Consider the following 16,187-nt stretch of genomic DNA (forward strand, 5'->3'; position numbering starts at 1 on the left):
AAAAAGAGCTTAAGTATCTTAAGTGCCTCATTATAACATGAGCTGGCTCACAATAAAACAGAAGTTTTACAAGCGTTGGAGGGCTGTACTCTTGCCTGTTACGGTTCGAGCGAGCCTCTAAACATTTGGTTTTCTAAGGAAATTTCATCTTTAATCATTATTTTTAAGATTCAAAGCTTTTGAATCTGCTCTTTAATATCCACCGTGCATAATCCTCCGTGATAACAAATCACCGATTCAATGTCTAGGTCTACATATTTTTTTAAAGATTGTTGAGCAACCTCTATATCTAAAGTGGTTGGAACATGAATCCCTCCCAGTGTACCATTTACACTATACATCGAATCGCCGGCAACAAGCGTTTTACTTTGCTTCAAATATAAACTAATATGGCCAGGCGTATGTCCTGGCGTATGGATAACTCGTATTCCTCCACAATATGGTAGTTCTTGACCGTCTTTCAAGGTCTCATCCACTTTCCCCTTGGGTGGATTCTCTATGTGCCCGTCTTTCAAAAGCGGTAAATCCCCCTGAATATAAGGCTTATCTAGTTCGTGCGCATAAATTTTTATATCACTACCGCAATTTTGCAATATTTCAGGAAGACTGCCTATATGATCGATATCCTGATGTGTCAAAATCACAACTTTTAATTGGTTGAACGACACGCCTACCTCTTCCATTGCCTTACGTAAATCTTCCATTTGACCTGAACATCCAGTATCAATTAAAACAGCCATCTCCTGATCCCATAAAAGCGTTGGATGAATGAAGGCTCCGTTAAATTTAAGCTCCAGAATCTCTACTCCCCTAGAAATTTTCATCATTTCTTCCCCTTTATGATTAGATTTTATTATTCTTTTACATCCTGAAGAACGGTCCTCTTCCGCCAAAGCAACTCTCTCAATGTTTCAAAATTGACTAGAATCGTTCCAACAATAATCGTCAGCGTACCTATTCCTGTTAACCACGAAATATATTCATGATAGAAGGTAACACCTAATATAACGGCAATTACTGGTGAAATATACAGCCATGTGGACGGAAAAACAGGATTTGTTCGTGACACAAGCCAATAATAAATGCTGTGACCAATCATTGAACCAAAAATAATCAAATAAAAAAGAGAACCAATTGAAGCTGGACTTAAAAGATAATGAAGCTGAATGTTCTCAGTAAAAAGTGACAAAATGATTAATAAAATCCCTCCATGCATCATTTGTGCTGCATTTAAAGCAATTGGAGATGTTGTTCCAAATTTTTGGATGACATGCTTCGTATAAATTGTTCCAGATGCATAGAAAACTTCACCTAAAATAATAGCGAAACAACCAACCATCCAGAAGGGACTAATCTCAATTGCAAAACTAGGTAAGATTAAGAAGGTAACACCAATGACTCCGACAACACAACCAATAAATGATTTTCGGTCTCCTTTTTGCTTCAATATAAATGTCTGAATAACAATAATCATCATTGGACCTGTAGCAGATAAGACAGCTGCGATTCCAGATGTCACATACTGTTCTGCCCAATATAATGTGGCAAACGTTCCAAAGGTTAAGGCCACTCCTGTAAAAAACATTTCTTTTCGAAATAATAACCGGATTGTCGTTTTTTCGCGCCAAACCATAAAACTAAATAGTAGTAAACCGGCAATGAAAAAACGAAGACCAGCTGATAAAAACGGAGGAACTCCTGCATCAAYAWCAACTTTAATTGCTAAAAATGTTGTCMCAAAAATCAAACACATAAATAAATAATTAATCATTACCATATCAAACTCCTCCTCTTTTTCTATCATAAAAGAAGTAGGATAGAACAGATTAAAAAGGATAGAACAGATCAATTTGGTTCGTGGTACAATCGGTTTGAATAGGAGGAATCGATGTGGGCAAAGCAAATCAAAATGAAGATTATCTTTTTAAGAAAGTCTATGATGATGTACTGCACCGAATAGAGCGTAAAGAATGGAAAGAACATGAAAAGCTTCCCTCCGTCCGGCAATTAGCATCTGAAATGAATGTCCATCGGCTAACGGTATTAAAAGCTTATCAACTATTAAAACAGCATGACAAAGTTTATGTAAAAGATAAATCAGGCTATTTTGTCCAATCAATTGTAACAAAATATATTGAATGTTTAGATCAGGACAATCCCATTGTTTCAGCATACGTAAAAAAAAATCATTTATCCGAAATCCATCAGCCATCTGTTTCCTATCATTTTTCTCAGGCATTGATTGATCCTAATCTTTTGCCTAATCACTATTTTTCAAATTACGTGAAGGAAGTGTTTGACCTATATCCGAAAGTACTGGCAACCTACTCAACGGTACAGGGTGATTTAGAGCTACGTGAGACACTGACCCAATATTTTATCAACCACTATAAAACACATTTGAGTCCAGATGAACTGTTAATAACATCTGGCTCACAGCAAGCCATTCACTTAATTGCTCAAGCTTTTATTAAGCCAAGAGACGTCGTTTTATTTGAACGTCCAAGCTATAGTGCTGCGATTGATATCTTTAAAGCACAAGGAGCTCAGATTGTTACGGTGGATATCCACCCTGAGGGCTACGATTTAGAACAGGTCGAATACTATATTAAAAAATACAAGCCACGCCTATTTTATCTCAACCCTACCTTCCATAATCCAACTGGTTATACGGTTTCTGTTGAGCAGCGCAAAAGATTAGTGGAATTAGCTGAGCACTATCGGTTTCTAATAATAGAAGACGATGCCTATCACGACATTTATTTTGACCAAGCCCCACCAGCTCCAATTTACACATTTGATAGTGTTGGGACAGTCATTTATATCCGAAGCTTTTGCAAATACATCTCTCCTGGTTTGAGAATTGCAACTGTTATTTGTCCATCATCATTAATGAAATCACTATTAACAGAAAAATCGCTAGCTGATAATGGCTCCCCACTTCTCAATCAAAAAATTTTTCTCCATTACTTCTCCTCACTAAGATTGCAACAACATTTGGAGAAAATCCGGATTGCCCTACAGATTCGAAAGGAAATTATGGAGGAAGAGCTAGCTGTAACAGGCTGGCGATGGAACAGTCCAAAAGGCGGTCTAAATTTATGGGTACAGCTCCCAGACGATCTTCCAACTGAATTATTATTATCTAGAAGCATCGCACAATCGATCTCCTTTGTGCCAGGTCAAGTTTGTGATCCATTAAAACAACTATCCTCCTGGATACGTTTAAGCTATTCCTATGCAAACGAAAAACAGCTAAGAGAAGGAGTAAAAAAGTTGGTTACAGTGGCGCAATCACTTTCTAAGTGATCGGACTAGCGATTTAATTAAATCTATAAACGGTGGTATTCACAGCTTTATCAACCATTTCAATTATTTTTTCATCGGTGGCACGAATCGTAATAAGCGGTAGACATAGCAATAACAGGCAGACATATACACCTAACATATTCAGCTGTCTATTTGAATAATATGAAAAAAAGTTATACACCTAGCTCTTATCTGTTCAAAATAATTACAGCAAATCACAGCAAAAAAATGTTCTCGGTGTAGAACACAATTTTACCAAGGAATGATAAGAGTGCTTTCAGATTTGAGAAAGCCATATTAACTCTATATTCCAGTAAAAATAACAGCCAAATTATTATTGAAGAGCGAGATTTAGAAAAATTTCTATTCTCATAACCTCCCTGTAGAATGATAGAATGTTTTTATACAGTGATAGAAGGAGGAGAAAGATATTGTCTAATCAAAATGAGTCTTCATTAGATAAGGAAAAGCAGCCTAATCCGAAAGTTAAAGTAGAAAGAAAAGAGGGGGAACCAACTGCTGCTTTCAAGGGGGCTTCCTGGGGCGCATTGTTAGTAGGTGTTACGGCATATTTTATAGGCTTGTTTAATGCAACGATGCAACTAAACGAAAAAGGATATTACCTAGCTGTTTTAATATTTGGACTCTATTCAGCAATATCCTTACAAAAAGCAGTAAGAGATAAAGAAGAGGGAATACCAGTTACTAGTATTTATTATGGTATTAGCTGGGTTGCACTTATTGTATCTATTTCATTAATGGGCATTGGGTTATATAATGCTGGAAGTATTGTTTTAAGCGAAAAAGGGTTCTATGGTATGTCATTTGTTCTAAGTTTATTTGCATCCATCACGGTTCAAAAGAATATTAGAGACACACAGAGAGCTAGGGAAAGAGATTAAGTTACTGAAAGAGTCGAGAAGTTCATTCTCGATTCCTTTTGTCATTTTTTCTTAAGCTCCATACTCCTCCAGACTATAAAAAAAGAGCATGGCTGTCATCAGCCATACTCCTCTCAATTTTATTTTTCTCCGCTTATTTCGACTAAAATTTTAGATTGTGTTTTGTCATTTGTTAACGTTTTGAATCCTTTTTCAACAATCTCATCTAGGTCAATTTGACTTGTGATGATCCCTTGTGGATTTAGTTGACCAGCGCTCATTGCATCAATTGTTCTTTGGAAAATTGACGGTGTATAAACAATGGATGATAATACATTAACACCTGTGTTTGTAAGTTGCATTGGATTCCATTCGATTGGTCTTGCAAAAATCGAAACAATCATCATGTTACCACGAGGTTTTGTTACATCAATTGCTTGTTTAAAGGTAGGAGCAACTCCTGCCACCTCAAAGGATACATCAACCCCATCTGCAACAATCGCACGAACTGCTTGTACAGGATTTTCTTTACCTGAATTAATAGCATGGGTTGCACCTAATTCTTTTGCCTTTTCTAATCGATCATCGGATAAATCTAATACGATAACTTTACTAGCACCTGATGCTTTTGCAGCGATTACTGTTAATAATCCAATTGGTCCAGCTCCAAATACAGCAACAGAATCACCTAATGTAACCCCAGCATCTTTAACAGCTTGTACAGCAACAGCCATTGGTTCTACCAGTGCACCATCTTGTAATGTTAAGTTATCTGCTAAACGATGTATATTCGTTACAGGGACATTAACATATTCCGCAAATCCACCGTTTCCATGTAAACCGATGAAGTTAAATCCATCATAACGATCGACTTCTTCATGTTTATTTCTATATGTTAATGTAGGGTTGATGACAACTCGGTCCCCAGCCTTAAAGTCAGTAACCTTAGAGCCAACTTCTTCGATGATACCAGCAAATTCATGTCCCATTGTAAGTGGGGCAACTTCACCTGTTAATTCAGCTTTTTCATTAACTGGTACGAAAACCGGACCTTCTTCGTATTCATGCAAATCACTTCCACAAATACCAGCCCACGCTACTTTTACTTTCACTTCTTCTTCTCTTAAAGCGCGTAATTCAACCTCTTCAACTCTAATATCTTTCACACCATGCCAAACTGCAGCTTTCATTTATGTTACCCCCATAAAATTATTTAAATTGGTACCATAAAATAACATCCTTAATAGCTACTCGTGCATGATCAAAATCCGACACTTCTATACACTTGATAAAAGTATTGATGGACATATGATAGGATTCAACTAGATTCATCTTCCATTTTGTTTGTGCAGCTACATTTGTAACAAATATTGTTTCTTTAAAGAATCGTAGCATAGCAATATTTCCTGTAACATCAAAAAACAATTGTAACAAGTGGGCAAACGAAACAACATATTCATAAATATTTTCAGCAGACTTTCTTTGTTTCATAGCTTCAAATCGAAATAATAGTTCATTTTGCAAATCGGCAGTCCATTTAGATTCACACTTGGTTAGTGCAATATCCAATAGATGATAAAGCGCTTCCAAATAATCCTTTAATTCCTGATCCGTTATAATCTTCACTCTTACACCTTTATGTTGTACTTTTTCAACTACACCATCTTTTTGTAAAAGATATAGAGCCTCACGGACAGGTGCATGACTTACTTGTAACTCCTTTGCAATTTCTGCCTCTATTAAGCGCTGACCTTGTTCATAGTAACCAGAAAATATGCGGAATAATAATCGTTCAGCTATTTGCTCAGAAATTGTTTTTTTTGAAATTGAATTTTCATCAAACCCCATTAAACCACTCCAATAAATTTATATCTTTTTATTTTAACATAGTTCAGTGTATAGGGTGATTAGCTAAAAGCGTTATATATTATGGATTATAGATTATCGATAATCTATAAAAGTATTTTAATCTATAAACTCATTTCTTTCAAATATCTTGTTTTGGGTAGGTAACTAAATAATATGAAGTACCTTTTAAGAGAAAATTTATAAATGCAAAAAAGATGGTGTTAAGTTGATCAGACCGGTATATGGAGATAATTTGCGATATGAGTTACTCAATAATAACCTATAAAAAATGCACACAAACTGCTAGTTATTGTCTAACAATTTGTATGCCATTCATCTTAAAGTGATTTGTTATGAGTTGACGATGTATATCCCTGTTTCTTCCATTAACAACTGTTGCGCTATATGAACCACTAATCTTCTCTGTTGCAATTTATATGGGCTTACCAGCACTTTGCGTACCGAATGCAACCTTTTAATTATACTATTTCAAAAAGACTTAGGAATAACTCCTAAGCCGTAATCATGTTTCTTCTCATATGAAAAAGAGTCTGTACCCCTAGTCTCTATTCTCTATATAACTTACAATTTGATTGGCAACAGTTGATGTTAACAACGTAGATATATTACTTAAAACAATAATTGTTGCGTCACTTTCTATCAACCTTAAATAGGAGGAAGTAAAACCATTAATCCCGCCATGATGAAAAATGAGCGCATTATTCTTTTTTGTCTTAGTAATGTTCCATCCATATCCATGGCCAAAACGACCTGATGAAAGCATCTGAGTTGTTATATTTTTCGATAGTAAACAATTATTTTTTATTGCATCATCAAGTAATTGTAAATCTTCTACTGTAGAAAATAACCCACCAGCAGAATAGGTGTTAGACATATTGATGAAACTAGCATGATAAATATTATTTTTTTCTAACTCATAACCGCTTGCTTTATACTTTTGAATAGCCACGTTATAATCAAGACCAGTATTTAACATAGATAGAGGCTGAAGAATCTTTTGTTTAAGAAACTCTTCATAACTTAAACCACTTGTCATTTCTATAATCTTACCTAATACAATGTATCCTGAATTAGAATAATTAAACTCTTTCCCTGGTATAGATTTGAATGAACAAGAAATAATCCAATTTATTAAATCATCTGGTGATTGTAGTTGATAAGATTTTAATAAAAAATCAGGTTGATCAGTAATATTACCAATGCCAGATGTATGCGTTAATAGATGTTCGATCATAATTTGGTTACCTTTTGGAAAATTAGGAATAAAATTATCCACAGTATTATGTAACTGTAACTTTTGCTCTTCAACTAGCATTAAAATTGCAATGGTAGTAAAGATTTTAGTTACAGATCCAATACGGAACTTTGTAATAGCTGTATTTGGTATATCCCATTCATAATTAGCTTTTCCAAATGATTCTTTATATATTGTTTCTCCTTGATCAACCACTAAGATATTTCCACTAAACCCCTCTTCTTTTGAGTTTAAAAATGAATGAATATATGATTTTAGCAAATATCAAGCACTCCTTATTTTGTACTATAAGTTACTTGAAATGTTATCCAATGGCATTTACCAACTTCCTCCTTTCGAACTTTACGAGATCTTAAAGCTCATTTCTAAGTTTTCTGCGAATTTCCTTTTGCTTTAACTTTATTAATTCTATGATACTTTTACAGATTCTTTTAAGTGACTCATTTGATTTGTAAGTGAGTACGAAAATACTGCCACCTTCTATCATGCTAAAGACTAAATACGCCATTTCTGTAGCTTCCTCAGGGGGCCAATTTGATTGGATAAACTTTTCTCTTAATATCATGATAAGTTCTTCATAGGCATTCTTGCATGCTAAACGAAGTTGCTCACTCATATGCCAAGTTTCCAAAGAAATAAGTGCTAGTGGAATTCCATCATGTGCAATTTTTGGATTGAAACTTAAACATTGCCCAAAAAAACACTCTAAAGCTTTTATTACATCATCATGCTGTGAAAATAAATTTCTCAACTCTTGAGCAGCAAAATCTTTTGTTCGATTAATTGCCTCTGTCGCTAATTGCTCCTTGCCTTCAGGAAAATAATAATAAAGCGAACCTTTTGGACAACCCGACTCTTTAATAATTTGATTTAATCCAGTAGCATGGTACCCTTGTTTTTGAAACAGTGTTGACGCGGTTGATAAAATTTTCATTTTACTTTCTTGATTTCTAGACATTTTCCCCTCCGAAATTATAATGACTGGTCTATATAATAAATTGTTAAGACTATAAAGTCAATAGAACTGATTATTGCTTCACCTTTACTCGTTTAATTCAACTTTCATTTTTAATGGCAAGCTCTAATTCCTCTCCTTTTATGATTACTTGATCTACATCAAATAATTTATTTTAATTACCCATTAATTCAGACTGCTTTTCACCAGGATCAAAATTTTTTAAAATCATCACCATCTTTTTTTCTCTTCATATTCTATAGAATCAGAATATTGAGGGGGAAACGTATGGGGATTGAATTCACAGCTCTCCATTGGATTTACGTGGTTTTTATTGTGCTCATCATCGGATTTATGGTTAAACGTCGCGATACCACCCTCATTTGTGTAGTAGGCATCTTTATGCTAGCGATTGTTGCAACTGGTGATTTTACTTCTTCCATAAGTGGTGTGTTTAACAGCTTTATTTATGCCATAACTGAGCTGCTATCAACGATTCTTATTATTTCGATTATCGTGGCGATGAGTCGGGTCATGATGTCTTCAGGTATTAATGAGGTTATGGTGGCCCCTTTCACAAAGATCATTAAAACACCCGCACTCGCTTATTGGACGATTGGACTTTTAATGATGTTTATTTCTTGGTTTTTCTGGCCATCACCTGCAGTAGCGCTATTAGGAGCCGTGCTCTTGCCTGTTGCGATTCGGGCGGGCCTCCCAGCACTGGGGGTTGCCATGGCCATGAACTTATTTGGGCATGGTATTGCATTATCGAGTGATTTTGTCATTCAAGGGGCTCCAAAATTAACGGCTGATGCTGCTGGTATCCCTGTTGGAGATGTTGTTTCAGCCAGTATTCCGCTTGTTATCACAATGGGCGTTGTAACGACAATTGTTGCTTATATTTTTTTAAGACGTGATATGAAACGAGGAACGCTACTTTTAAATACTGGCAACAATGAGGAGGAGGAGGGTGAACAAGAAACTGCGGAAAACTTACTGTCAATTGGGCAAAAACGATTCTTCGCCGTACTTATTCCTATTGCCTTTATCTTAGACGTTATCGCTATGTCAGTATTCAATTTAACGGGCGGCGATGCAACGGCTTTGATCGGTGGAACCTCTGTTTTTATTTTATTGTTGCTTAGTATGGTTGCTCATAAATCAGCGGGATTAGAAAAGACAACAAGTTATTTGATTCAAGGATTTCAATTCGGCTTTAAAGTCTTCGGACCCGTAATTCCAATTGCTGCTTTCTTCTATCTTGGAGATGCTGGCTTTACACAAATTCTTGGAGATCACCTCCCCGCTACTTCACACGGTATTGTCAATGATCTGGGTGTCGGTCTTGCAGCAATAGTTCCGTTAACAAAGGAAATTGCTGTTGTTACATTGGCAGTTGTTGGTGCCATTACTGGGTTAGATGGTTCGGGCTTCTCCGGAATTTCTTTAGCAGGTTCGGTTGGTAGTCTATTCGGGAATGCTATTGGTGATGGAACAGCAACTTTAACAGCTTTAGGGCAAATCACAGCGATTTGGGTTGGTGGTGGTACACTAATTCCTTGGGCATTAATCCCAGCAGCTGCTATTTGTAATGTCAGCCCATTTGAACTGGCAAGACGAAATTTAATTCCTGTAGTCATTGGACTGATTGTGACAACGATAGTTGCTGTGTTTTTAATTTAATTTAATAAAAATAGTAAGAGATGGTTACTAGGTTATCAGTAGCCATCTCTTTCACTCTCCGTATAATACTTTTGTAAAATGTCATAAAACATTTCTTTTAGTTGAGATTTTTTCATGCCTAAAATATAAGCCTCTATCAATAATTGCTCCACTTTCATAGCTATTTGGTGACATGAAATAGTCGTTGCTTTATTAGGATCTACGATAATAAATGCTCTAGACTGAGGCTTAATGGTGATGATCCCCTTTTTTTGAAGCTCTTTGTAGCTTTTATGAACTGTATGCAGATTGAGGTTTGTTTGTGCTGCTAGCTGGCGAATTGAAGGCAAATGTTCCCCCTTTTTTAAGCTTCCAGTCGCTATGGATAAAAGCAACTGCTGTGTGAGTTGTTGATAATATGGAATTTTGCTTCTTCGATTTACTTTTACATTCATTTGTCGAGGATTTCCTCCATATTAAAATTTCTTTTTGGCAATAAAATGATGCATGATAGCCATCATGGATAGTACAAGTAACAGTGTGACAATTATATTAAAGCTATACCATTTTTCTATGTCACCTGTCATGATTATCGTTGTAGCATACAAACTATTACTAGCTGGATTTATGACATCTAAGAATGGATGTAAACCAGCACAAAAACGACAAATAAATAAGACACCAATACTAATTAAAGCAATAAATGGTGTACTATTAAAAAATGTACTCATCATGGCAACAAATGTAATGATGAACAACAGCCAAATACAATAAAATGCTAAAGCTATCAATGCGCGCATTATCGGTACAGAGGTAAATAAATAAGATGTATAGCCAAGGGACATTGCATAGCCAAGCGAAATACATAGGACGGCTAAAATAAAATGAGTAAGGAGTTTACTGTTTAAGTAGGATGTGATTGATACTGGCCTTGTTAAAATGAAGGCCATCATTCCATTCGCTTTTTCTCCTTGAATAATACCCATCGTTGCAATAGCAAGGATGATTATACCTAATTGATCAAATTGCGAATTAAGGGTTGAAGCAAGCACTTCTTCTCCTCCTGGCTTTGCCATTGTTGGATCAATTATAATCCCTTCTATACCACCCATTGATTGTAAAATAGCAGGCAAGAAATACATCATAATCGGCTGAGTTAAACCTAGGAGGATATAGACGATTGGTAGCCAAACGACTTTATATTCCTTTGTCATTTGATTCATTTCTTTTTTACTTAGTGCTATAAACGTATTCACTTCAAATTACACCACCAATTCTAAAAATATTTCTTCTAAGCTTTCTTGAAGGCCAAGATCAAACTTTGTAAATAGTACATTTGAATCCAATCCGTACTGTAGCAATCGATGGGCGTCCTCTTCCAAATGATTGACATATACTTTAAAACCATCCCCACAATTTTCGATTCTCTTTACATAAGGTAAATGTTCAATCGTTGTTAGCCACTTAACATCTTTCTTTTGAACCGCTAAAAAGATAGCTGAATCTTGATAGCGATTAAGTAACTCTAATTTTGTTGCATCTTCTATTTTGTAACCATTTTTAATGACCACAAAGCGCTCACAAACTTCCTCCGCATCGCCTAAAATATGTGTAGAAAGTAGTATGGTCGTTTCTTTTTTTATGTCTTTTAATAGATTCAGCACTTCACGTCTACCAATTGGATCTAGGGCTGAAACTGGTTCATCCATAATGATGAAAGCTGGCCTGTGTAATAAAGCTTGTGCGATTCCAAGACGCTGTTTCATACCTCCTGAAAATGTTCCAACATGAGCATGTGCTTCTTTCCCTAAGCCTACCTTTTCCAGAAGAATTGGGATGTCTTTTTGTAATTGATTTTTCGAAATACCCGAAAGTGTCCCCATAAAGGCTAAAGTTTCAGATGCGGTCATCCACGAGAAGAAATTAGGGTACTGTGGTAAATAACCAATATGATTTTTCATCTTTGAAATTTTTTGCCCATCAAGTACAATGTCCCCTTCATCTGCATAAAGAATATCAGCAATAATCTGAATTAATGTAGATTTCCCTGCCCCGTTTGGTCCAATAAGCCCTACACATTCATTCGAATCTATAACCATTGAAAAACTACTTACTGCCGTTTTCTGTTTAAATTTTTTCGTAATATTATTAATTTCTAAGCGCACGTTTATTGACATCCTTTCTTCCCATCACGAAATATAGAACAGAACCAATTGTATTAAAGAACAAAATAATAATGGCCCACATTAGTATGTTTTCTCTGCTATCTCTATGTTTATATAAATCTATTAGTGCAACAGTGATAAGTAAAAAACCTACGAGTACAAATGGTAAAAGAATTGGTAGTATGCTTACCCAATCAATTTGATTTAAGTCTTCAAAACCATAGTGTAATTTCATTTTTATAACCCCTTTCATTATCATTATCAATAATGATAACAAAAGAATGAAAAAATTTCATTACCTTTTTACTGTACATCTTTAAAAAAACGCTATAGTATATTTTTTGATAATGTTCTCAAATTGATAACATTTGATTGCTTCCCTTGATACTATCTCATTTTCTGGTAGGAGGATCGGTTTATGCGTAATAAAGCAGAGGTATTAATGCACCCTGTGAGAATGAAAATTTTACAAGCTCTGATGCACAATAAAGAAGAGGGTTTGAGCACATTGGAGATGATTTCTGTCATTAAAGATGTACCACAAGCCACTCTATATCGTCATATCCAAATTTTAGTCGATGAAAATATCATAAAAATTGTGAAAGAGCGAAAAGTTCGTTCTGTTACAGAGAAGTTTTATGCATTAAATGAAGGAGCAGCAAAACTTAGTAAGGAGGATTGGACTCAACTCACAACCAAGCAAAAATTAAATTATATTTCCTACTATCAATTGGCTTTACTATCTCAATATCAAAATTACTTGCATTCACTTGATGAAAAAGAAAGCACAACAGATTTAGCAACTTTTTCTTTAATCGACTTAACGTTAACGGACGATCAATTCAAAAACTTTGAAAATGAATTAAACGATTTATTAACTAAATACTATAATATGACCGACTCAAATAAAGGTTTGGAGACTAAAACAATTGCTTTAAATATTATTCCAAAGCCTTAGGTACTATTGACGTAGAGAAATGGAGAAGATTTATGAAAAAAGGAAAGTCACTAGAAAATATACGAAAATTAATTATGATCATTATTGGGGCAGTTATAGCTGCATACGGACTAGAGGCCGTGTTAATTCCGAATGCTGTCATTGATGGCGGTGTAACAGGTCTTAGTATTATGGGTGCGCACCTCTTTGGTATCCCGTTAGGCGTACTGCTCTTTGTATTAAATATTCCGTTCATTTATATCGGCTACAAGCAAGTTGGAAAAACCTTTGCCTTAATGAGTAGTGCTGGTATTGCAGCATTATCGATTTCTACAGTGCTTTTACATGACGTCAAAACCATTTTAGGCCCAAATGATCCCCTCCTAATTGTCTTATCTGGTGGTATGCTCCTTGGTGTGGGTATTGGAATTGTCCTACGAAATGGTGGCGCTTTAGATGGCTCAGAGGTTTTAGCTGTACTATTATCACGTAAAATTCCATTTTCAGTCGGCGATATTATATTATTTATCAATGCCTTTATTTTCTTAGGGGCAAGCTTTATCTTTGGCTTAGAGAGTGCTCTCTACTCAGCGTTAACTTACTATATTGCCAAAAATGTTATCGATATTATCCAAGTTGGTTTAGAAAAATCAAAAGAAGTTCGTGTTGTTAGTGGAAAATCCGAGGAGATTGGAGACGCTATCCAAGCCCGCTTAGGACGTGGTGTTACCTATACACATGGACGTGGTGGTTTCTCCAATGAACCAACAGAAATCTTAAACTGTGTCATTAACCGTATGGAAGAAAATAAATTAGTTTCGATTATTAAAGACATCGACGAAGGCGCTTTTGTAGTCATTTCTGATGTGTCAGAAGTTCGTGGTGGTAACTTTAAGAAACGAGATATCCATTAATTTCAAAGTAAGTAAGGCGCACTATGCCTTACTTACTTTTTTTAGTTGCTTCTATCATATTTTACGCCTCCTATTAAACATAATCCTCCCAGCATTACTACTAAGGAAGCCCCAACTAAGGCATACTGATAGCTATTTGTGTAACTTGCAAGTGTGCCTGCAATGGATGGACCAATCATTTGTCCGAGCGCATAGCCAGCCGTTAAATAACCTATCATTTGATGACTATTAACTGGTGCAAGTTTCCTCGCTAATGTTGTACAAACAGTTGTAATTCCCATAAAGGTTGCCCCAAAAATGAAGGCACTAGCATAAAGGGTCATCGAATTTGTAGCTAGCGCAGGTAAAACAATACCTATCGCTTGCAGTAGCATAGAGATGAGTAAAATTTTCACATAGCCATAACGCTGTGCTAGCTTAGACCAAACGATACATGAGGGAATTGCTGCAACACCCACAACAAACCATACAAAGGCTGCATCTCCATGAAAGCTTGTCGACTCCTGTGCAATTGATACAATAAATGTGCCTGTGACAATATAGCCAAGCCCCTCTAAGCTATAAGCGATGATTAACCATTTCATCCAAGACTGAGGAGGCGTTTTCTGTGAAATTATCTGGCTTTCCACTAGTTGTTTACTTGGTGTAATAGGCTTAATGAATAGTACAATCAAGACAAACAATACAATACTAAATAAAGCTAATACGATCCAAGTTCCATTCCAATGGAAAACAGCTTGGATTGGTGAAACAATTACCGCACTTAATGCAATCCCTATTCCCACCCCACTATAGAACAGCCCCGATAGATGCATATGACTACTGCTGGCTAACTGGTCTAGTATAAGGCTTGTTATAACAACAAAAATAAAAGCACTCACAACACCCGAGATAAATCGTAATAAATACCAAATGATGATTACATTTGTAAAGCCCATGAAGGCTGTTGTTAAAATGCTGATACCAAGGGTAATTTGCAAAAAGAGAATACGTTTATTCCCTATTGGTAAACGACCTGCCACCCAGGCTCCAACCAAATAACCTAAGTAATTACTTGTTGCTAAGTAACCTGCTGTTGCTCGGCTAAATTCAAAAGTTTCTTGCATATAAGGTAAAATAACCGTATACGAAAAACGGCCGATGCCCATAGCAATAACTAAAGCAAAAATACCCCCGATTAAATAGCGTACGGTTTGCTTGTGCATATCATCACTCCTTCTATTTCACTATATCGAATATCTAGGTATCAAAAATAGATCTAATTCTTTATAATAAGTATCAATAAAATTGATAGCTGGAGGGCATATGAATATTAATGATTTAACGATTTATCGAACAGTCGTCCAAACAGGTAGCTTTTCTAAAGCTGCCACAGCACTTAATTACACACAATCCAATATCTCTATGAAAATACAAAGTCTTGAGGCAATCTACGAAACAACCTTTTTTTATCGTGGACATCGAGGGATACGGCTAACACCAAAAGGAGAACAATTCTACGAGTTAGTCCTAAAAATGCTTCATCTCTATGAAAAAACCTTTGAGATCATACATGAAACGGAGGAACAACGAGGCGTTTTACGAATTGGTTCGATGGAAACAACTGCTGCATTGCATTTACCAACTCTGTTAAGCACATTTCATCAAGCACATGAACAAGTGGATATCACCATATTAACAAGCCCTTCTCAGTACAATATTGAACGGGTAGAAAACTATGAACTAGATGGCGCATTTGTTACCGGACCTGTTTATAAAGAAAATATAATGATGAAAGAGTTTGTCTGTGAAGAGCTTGTTATTCTCACTTCTAGCAAGCATAAACCTATTAAGCATCTACAGGATTTAGAGGGAAGCACTGTGATTACATTCCGACATGGCTGTTCCTATCGAGCCATCTTGGAACATTGGTTACATGAAGAAGGGGTTCGACCACAAAATCGAATGGAGCTTGGTACGCTTGACGGTATTATTGGCTGTGTTGCTGCTGGGTTAGGTATTACCTTACTACCACTTGCCATTGCGGAAAAATATATGGCAACACAAGCATTAACATTGCACAAGATAAAGAACAAGCAAGCACATATTCCTACATGGTTTATTTATCGTAAGGACGAAGTACAATCCCCCATCCTAACTTATTTTTTAGAAGCCATAGAAGCTTATGACTATCCGTCAGTTTGAGAATTCTATCCGTCAGTTTTGAAATTCTATCCGTCATTTTAACAATTCTATCC

The 16,187-nt window shown here is 35.8% G+C and carries 17 protein-coding genes; 6 read left to right on the top strand and 11 right to left on the bottom strand.

Going from position 1 to position 16,187, the window contains the following annotated elements; all coding sequences use genetic code 11:
* Positions 1 to 170: 170 nt before the first annotated feature.
* Entirely contained in the window at positions 171 to 824 is a 654-nt protein-coding gene (locus ACHZEU_RS07040) for an MBL fold metallo-hydrolase (RefSeq protein WP_004232417.1), read from the bottom strand.
* A 29-nt stretch (positions 825 to 853) separates the two neighbouring features.
* Positions 854 to 1,777 carry a DMT family transporter gene (locus tag ACHZEU_RS07045; protein WP_404804275.1) on the bottom strand — a complete coding sequence of 308 codons (924 nt, stop codon included), beginning with the start codon at positions 1,775 to 1,777 and terminating at the stop codon, positions 854 to 856.
* 113 nt (positions 1,778 to 1,890) lie between these two features.
* On the opposite strand from ACHZEU_RS07045, the gene ACHZEU_RS07050 reads away from it, so the two are divergent.
* Positions 1,891 to 3,309, top strand: coding sequence for a PLP-dependent aminotransferase family protein (locus tag ACHZEU_RS07050; protein WP_279494368.1), 1,419 nt, complete (start codon positions 1,891 to 1,893; stop codon positions 3,307 to 3,309).
* Between the two features lie 431 nt (positions 3,310 to 3,740).
* Positions 3,741 to 4,211 (top strand): inner membrane protein YiaA, encoded by a 471-nt coding sequence (gene yiaA, locus ACHZEU_RS07055; RefSeq protein ID WP_048391167.1) that lies wholly within the window; start codon positions 3,741 to 3,743, stop codon positions 4,209 to 4,211.
* A gap of 119 nt (positions 4,212 to 4,330) precedes the next feature.
* On the opposite strand, the gene ACHZEU_RS07060 is transcribed toward yiaA, so the two are convergent.
* The 4 genes from ACHZEU_RS07060 to ACHZEU_RS07075 all read right to left on the bottom strand — a co-directional run bounded on the left by ACHZEU_RS07060 (position 4,331) and on the right by ACHZEU_RS07075 (position 8,272).
* Complete coding sequence (locus ACHZEU_RS07060; protein WP_048391169.1) at positions 4,331 to 5,380, bottom strand: 2,3-butanediol dehydrogenase; 1,050 nt, start codon at positions 5,378 to 5,380, stop codon at positions 4,331 to 4,333.
* Positions 5,381 to 5,399: 19 nt separating this feature from the next.
* The gene (locus ACHZEU_RS07065) at positions 5,400 to 6,038 is read right to left on the bottom strand and encodes a GntR family transcriptional regulator (protein ID WP_048391171.1); all 639 of its coding nucleotides are present in this window, start codon (positions 6,036 to 6,038) and stop codon (positions 5,400 to 5,402) included.
* 559 nt (positions 6,039 to 6,597) lie between these two features.
* Positions 6,598 to 7,575, bottom strand: a complete 978-nt coding sequence (locus tag ACHZEU_RS07070; protein WP_279494367.1) for a serine hydrolase — start codon at positions 7,573 to 7,575, stop codon at positions 6,598 to 6,600.
* 91 nt (positions 7,576 to 7,666) lie between these two features.
* Positions 7,667 to 8,272, bottom strand: a complete 606-nt coding sequence (locus ACHZEU_RS07075; RefSeq protein ID WP_257961466.1) for a TetR/AcrR family transcriptional regulator — start codon at positions 8,270 to 8,272, stop codon at positions 7,667 to 7,669.
* A 285-nt stretch (positions 8,273 to 8,557) separates the two neighbouring features.
* Here ACHZEU_RS07075 and ACHZEU_RS07080 point away from each other — a divergent pair, with 285 nt between their 5' ends.
* Positions 8,558 to 9,955 (top strand): hypothetical protein, encoded by a 1,398-nt coding sequence (locus tag ACHZEU_RS07080; RefSeq protein ID WP_048391177.1) that lies wholly within the window; start codon positions 8,558 to 8,560, stop codon positions 9,953 to 9,955.
* Positions 9,956 to 9,990: 35 nt separating this feature from the next.
* Here ACHZEU_RS07080 and ACHZEU_RS07085 read toward each other — a convergent pair whose 3' ends face one another.
* The 4 genes from ACHZEU_RS07085 to ACHZEU_RS07100 are packed head-to-tail and all read right to left on the bottom strand — an operon-like array spanning position 9,991 to position 12,334.
* On the bottom strand, positions 9,991 to 10,389 hold the full coding sequence (locus tag ACHZEU_RS07085) for a GntR family transcriptional regulator (protein WP_048391179.1): 399 nt from the start codon (positions 10,387 to 10,389) through the stop codon (positions 9,991 to 9,993).
* A gap of 21 nt (positions 10,390 to 10,410) precedes the next feature.
* Positions 10,411 to 11,190, bottom strand: coding sequence for an ABC transporter permease (locus ACHZEU_RS07090; protein WP_279494364.1), 780 nt, complete (start codon positions 11,188 to 11,190; stop codon positions 10,411 to 10,413).
* A gap of 6 nt (positions 11,191 to 11,196) precedes the next feature.
* Positions 11,197 to 12,099 (bottom strand): ABC transporter ATP-binding protein, encoded by a 903-nt coding sequence (locus tag ACHZEU_RS07095; protein ID WP_279494362.1) that lies wholly within the window; start codon positions 12,097 to 12,099, stop codon positions 11,197 to 11,199.
* Positions 12,083 to 12,334 (bottom strand): PLD nuclease N-terminal domain-containing protein, encoded by a 252-nt coding sequence (locus tag ACHZEU_RS07100; RefSeq protein ID WP_279494361.1) that lies wholly within the window; start codon positions 12,332 to 12,334, stop codon positions 12,083 to 12,085. The genes ACHZEU_RS07095 and ACHZEU_RS07100 overlap by 17 nt, the downstream gene beginning before the upstream one ends.
* Before the next feature lie 183 nt (positions 12,335 to 12,517).
* Between ACHZEU_RS07100 and ACHZEU_RS07105 the strand changes: the two genes are divergently transcribed.
* On the top strand, positions 12,518 to 13,057 hold the full coding sequence (locus ACHZEU_RS07105; protein ID WP_048391183.1) for a transcriptional regulator: 540 nt from the start codon (positions 12,518 to 12,520) through the stop codon (positions 13,055 to 13,057).
* Positions 13,058 to 13,089: 32 nt separating this feature from the next.
* On the top strand, positions 13,090 to 13,950 hold the full coding sequence (locus tag ACHZEU_RS07110) for a YitT family protein (protein WP_048391185.1): 861 nt from the start codon (positions 13,090 to 13,092) through the stop codon (positions 13,948 to 13,950).
* Between the two features lie 41 nt (positions 13,951 to 13,991).
* On the opposite strand, the gene ACHZEU_RS07115 is transcribed toward ACHZEU_RS07110, so the two are convergent.
* Entirely contained in the window at positions 13,992 to 15,155 is a 1,164-nt protein-coding gene (locus ACHZEU_RS07115; protein WP_048391187.1) for a YbfB/YjiJ family MFS transporter, read from the bottom strand.
* A gap of 100 nt (positions 15,156 to 15,255) precedes the next feature.
* On the opposite strand from ACHZEU_RS07115, the gene ACHZEU_RS07120 reads away from it, so the two are divergent.
* Positions 15,256 to 16,134 (top strand): LysR family transcriptional regulator, encoded by an 879-nt coding sequence (locus ACHZEU_RS07120; protein ID WP_404804276.1) that lies wholly within the window; start codon positions 15,256 to 15,258, stop codon positions 16,132 to 16,134.
* The last annotated feature ends 53 nt before the right edge of the window (positions 16,135 to 16,187 follow it).

The organism is Lysinibacillus sp. S1, assembly GCF_044986265.1.
Lineage (GTDB): Bacteria > Bacillota > Bacilli > Bacillales_A > Planococcaceae > Lysinibacillus > Lysinibacillus capsici.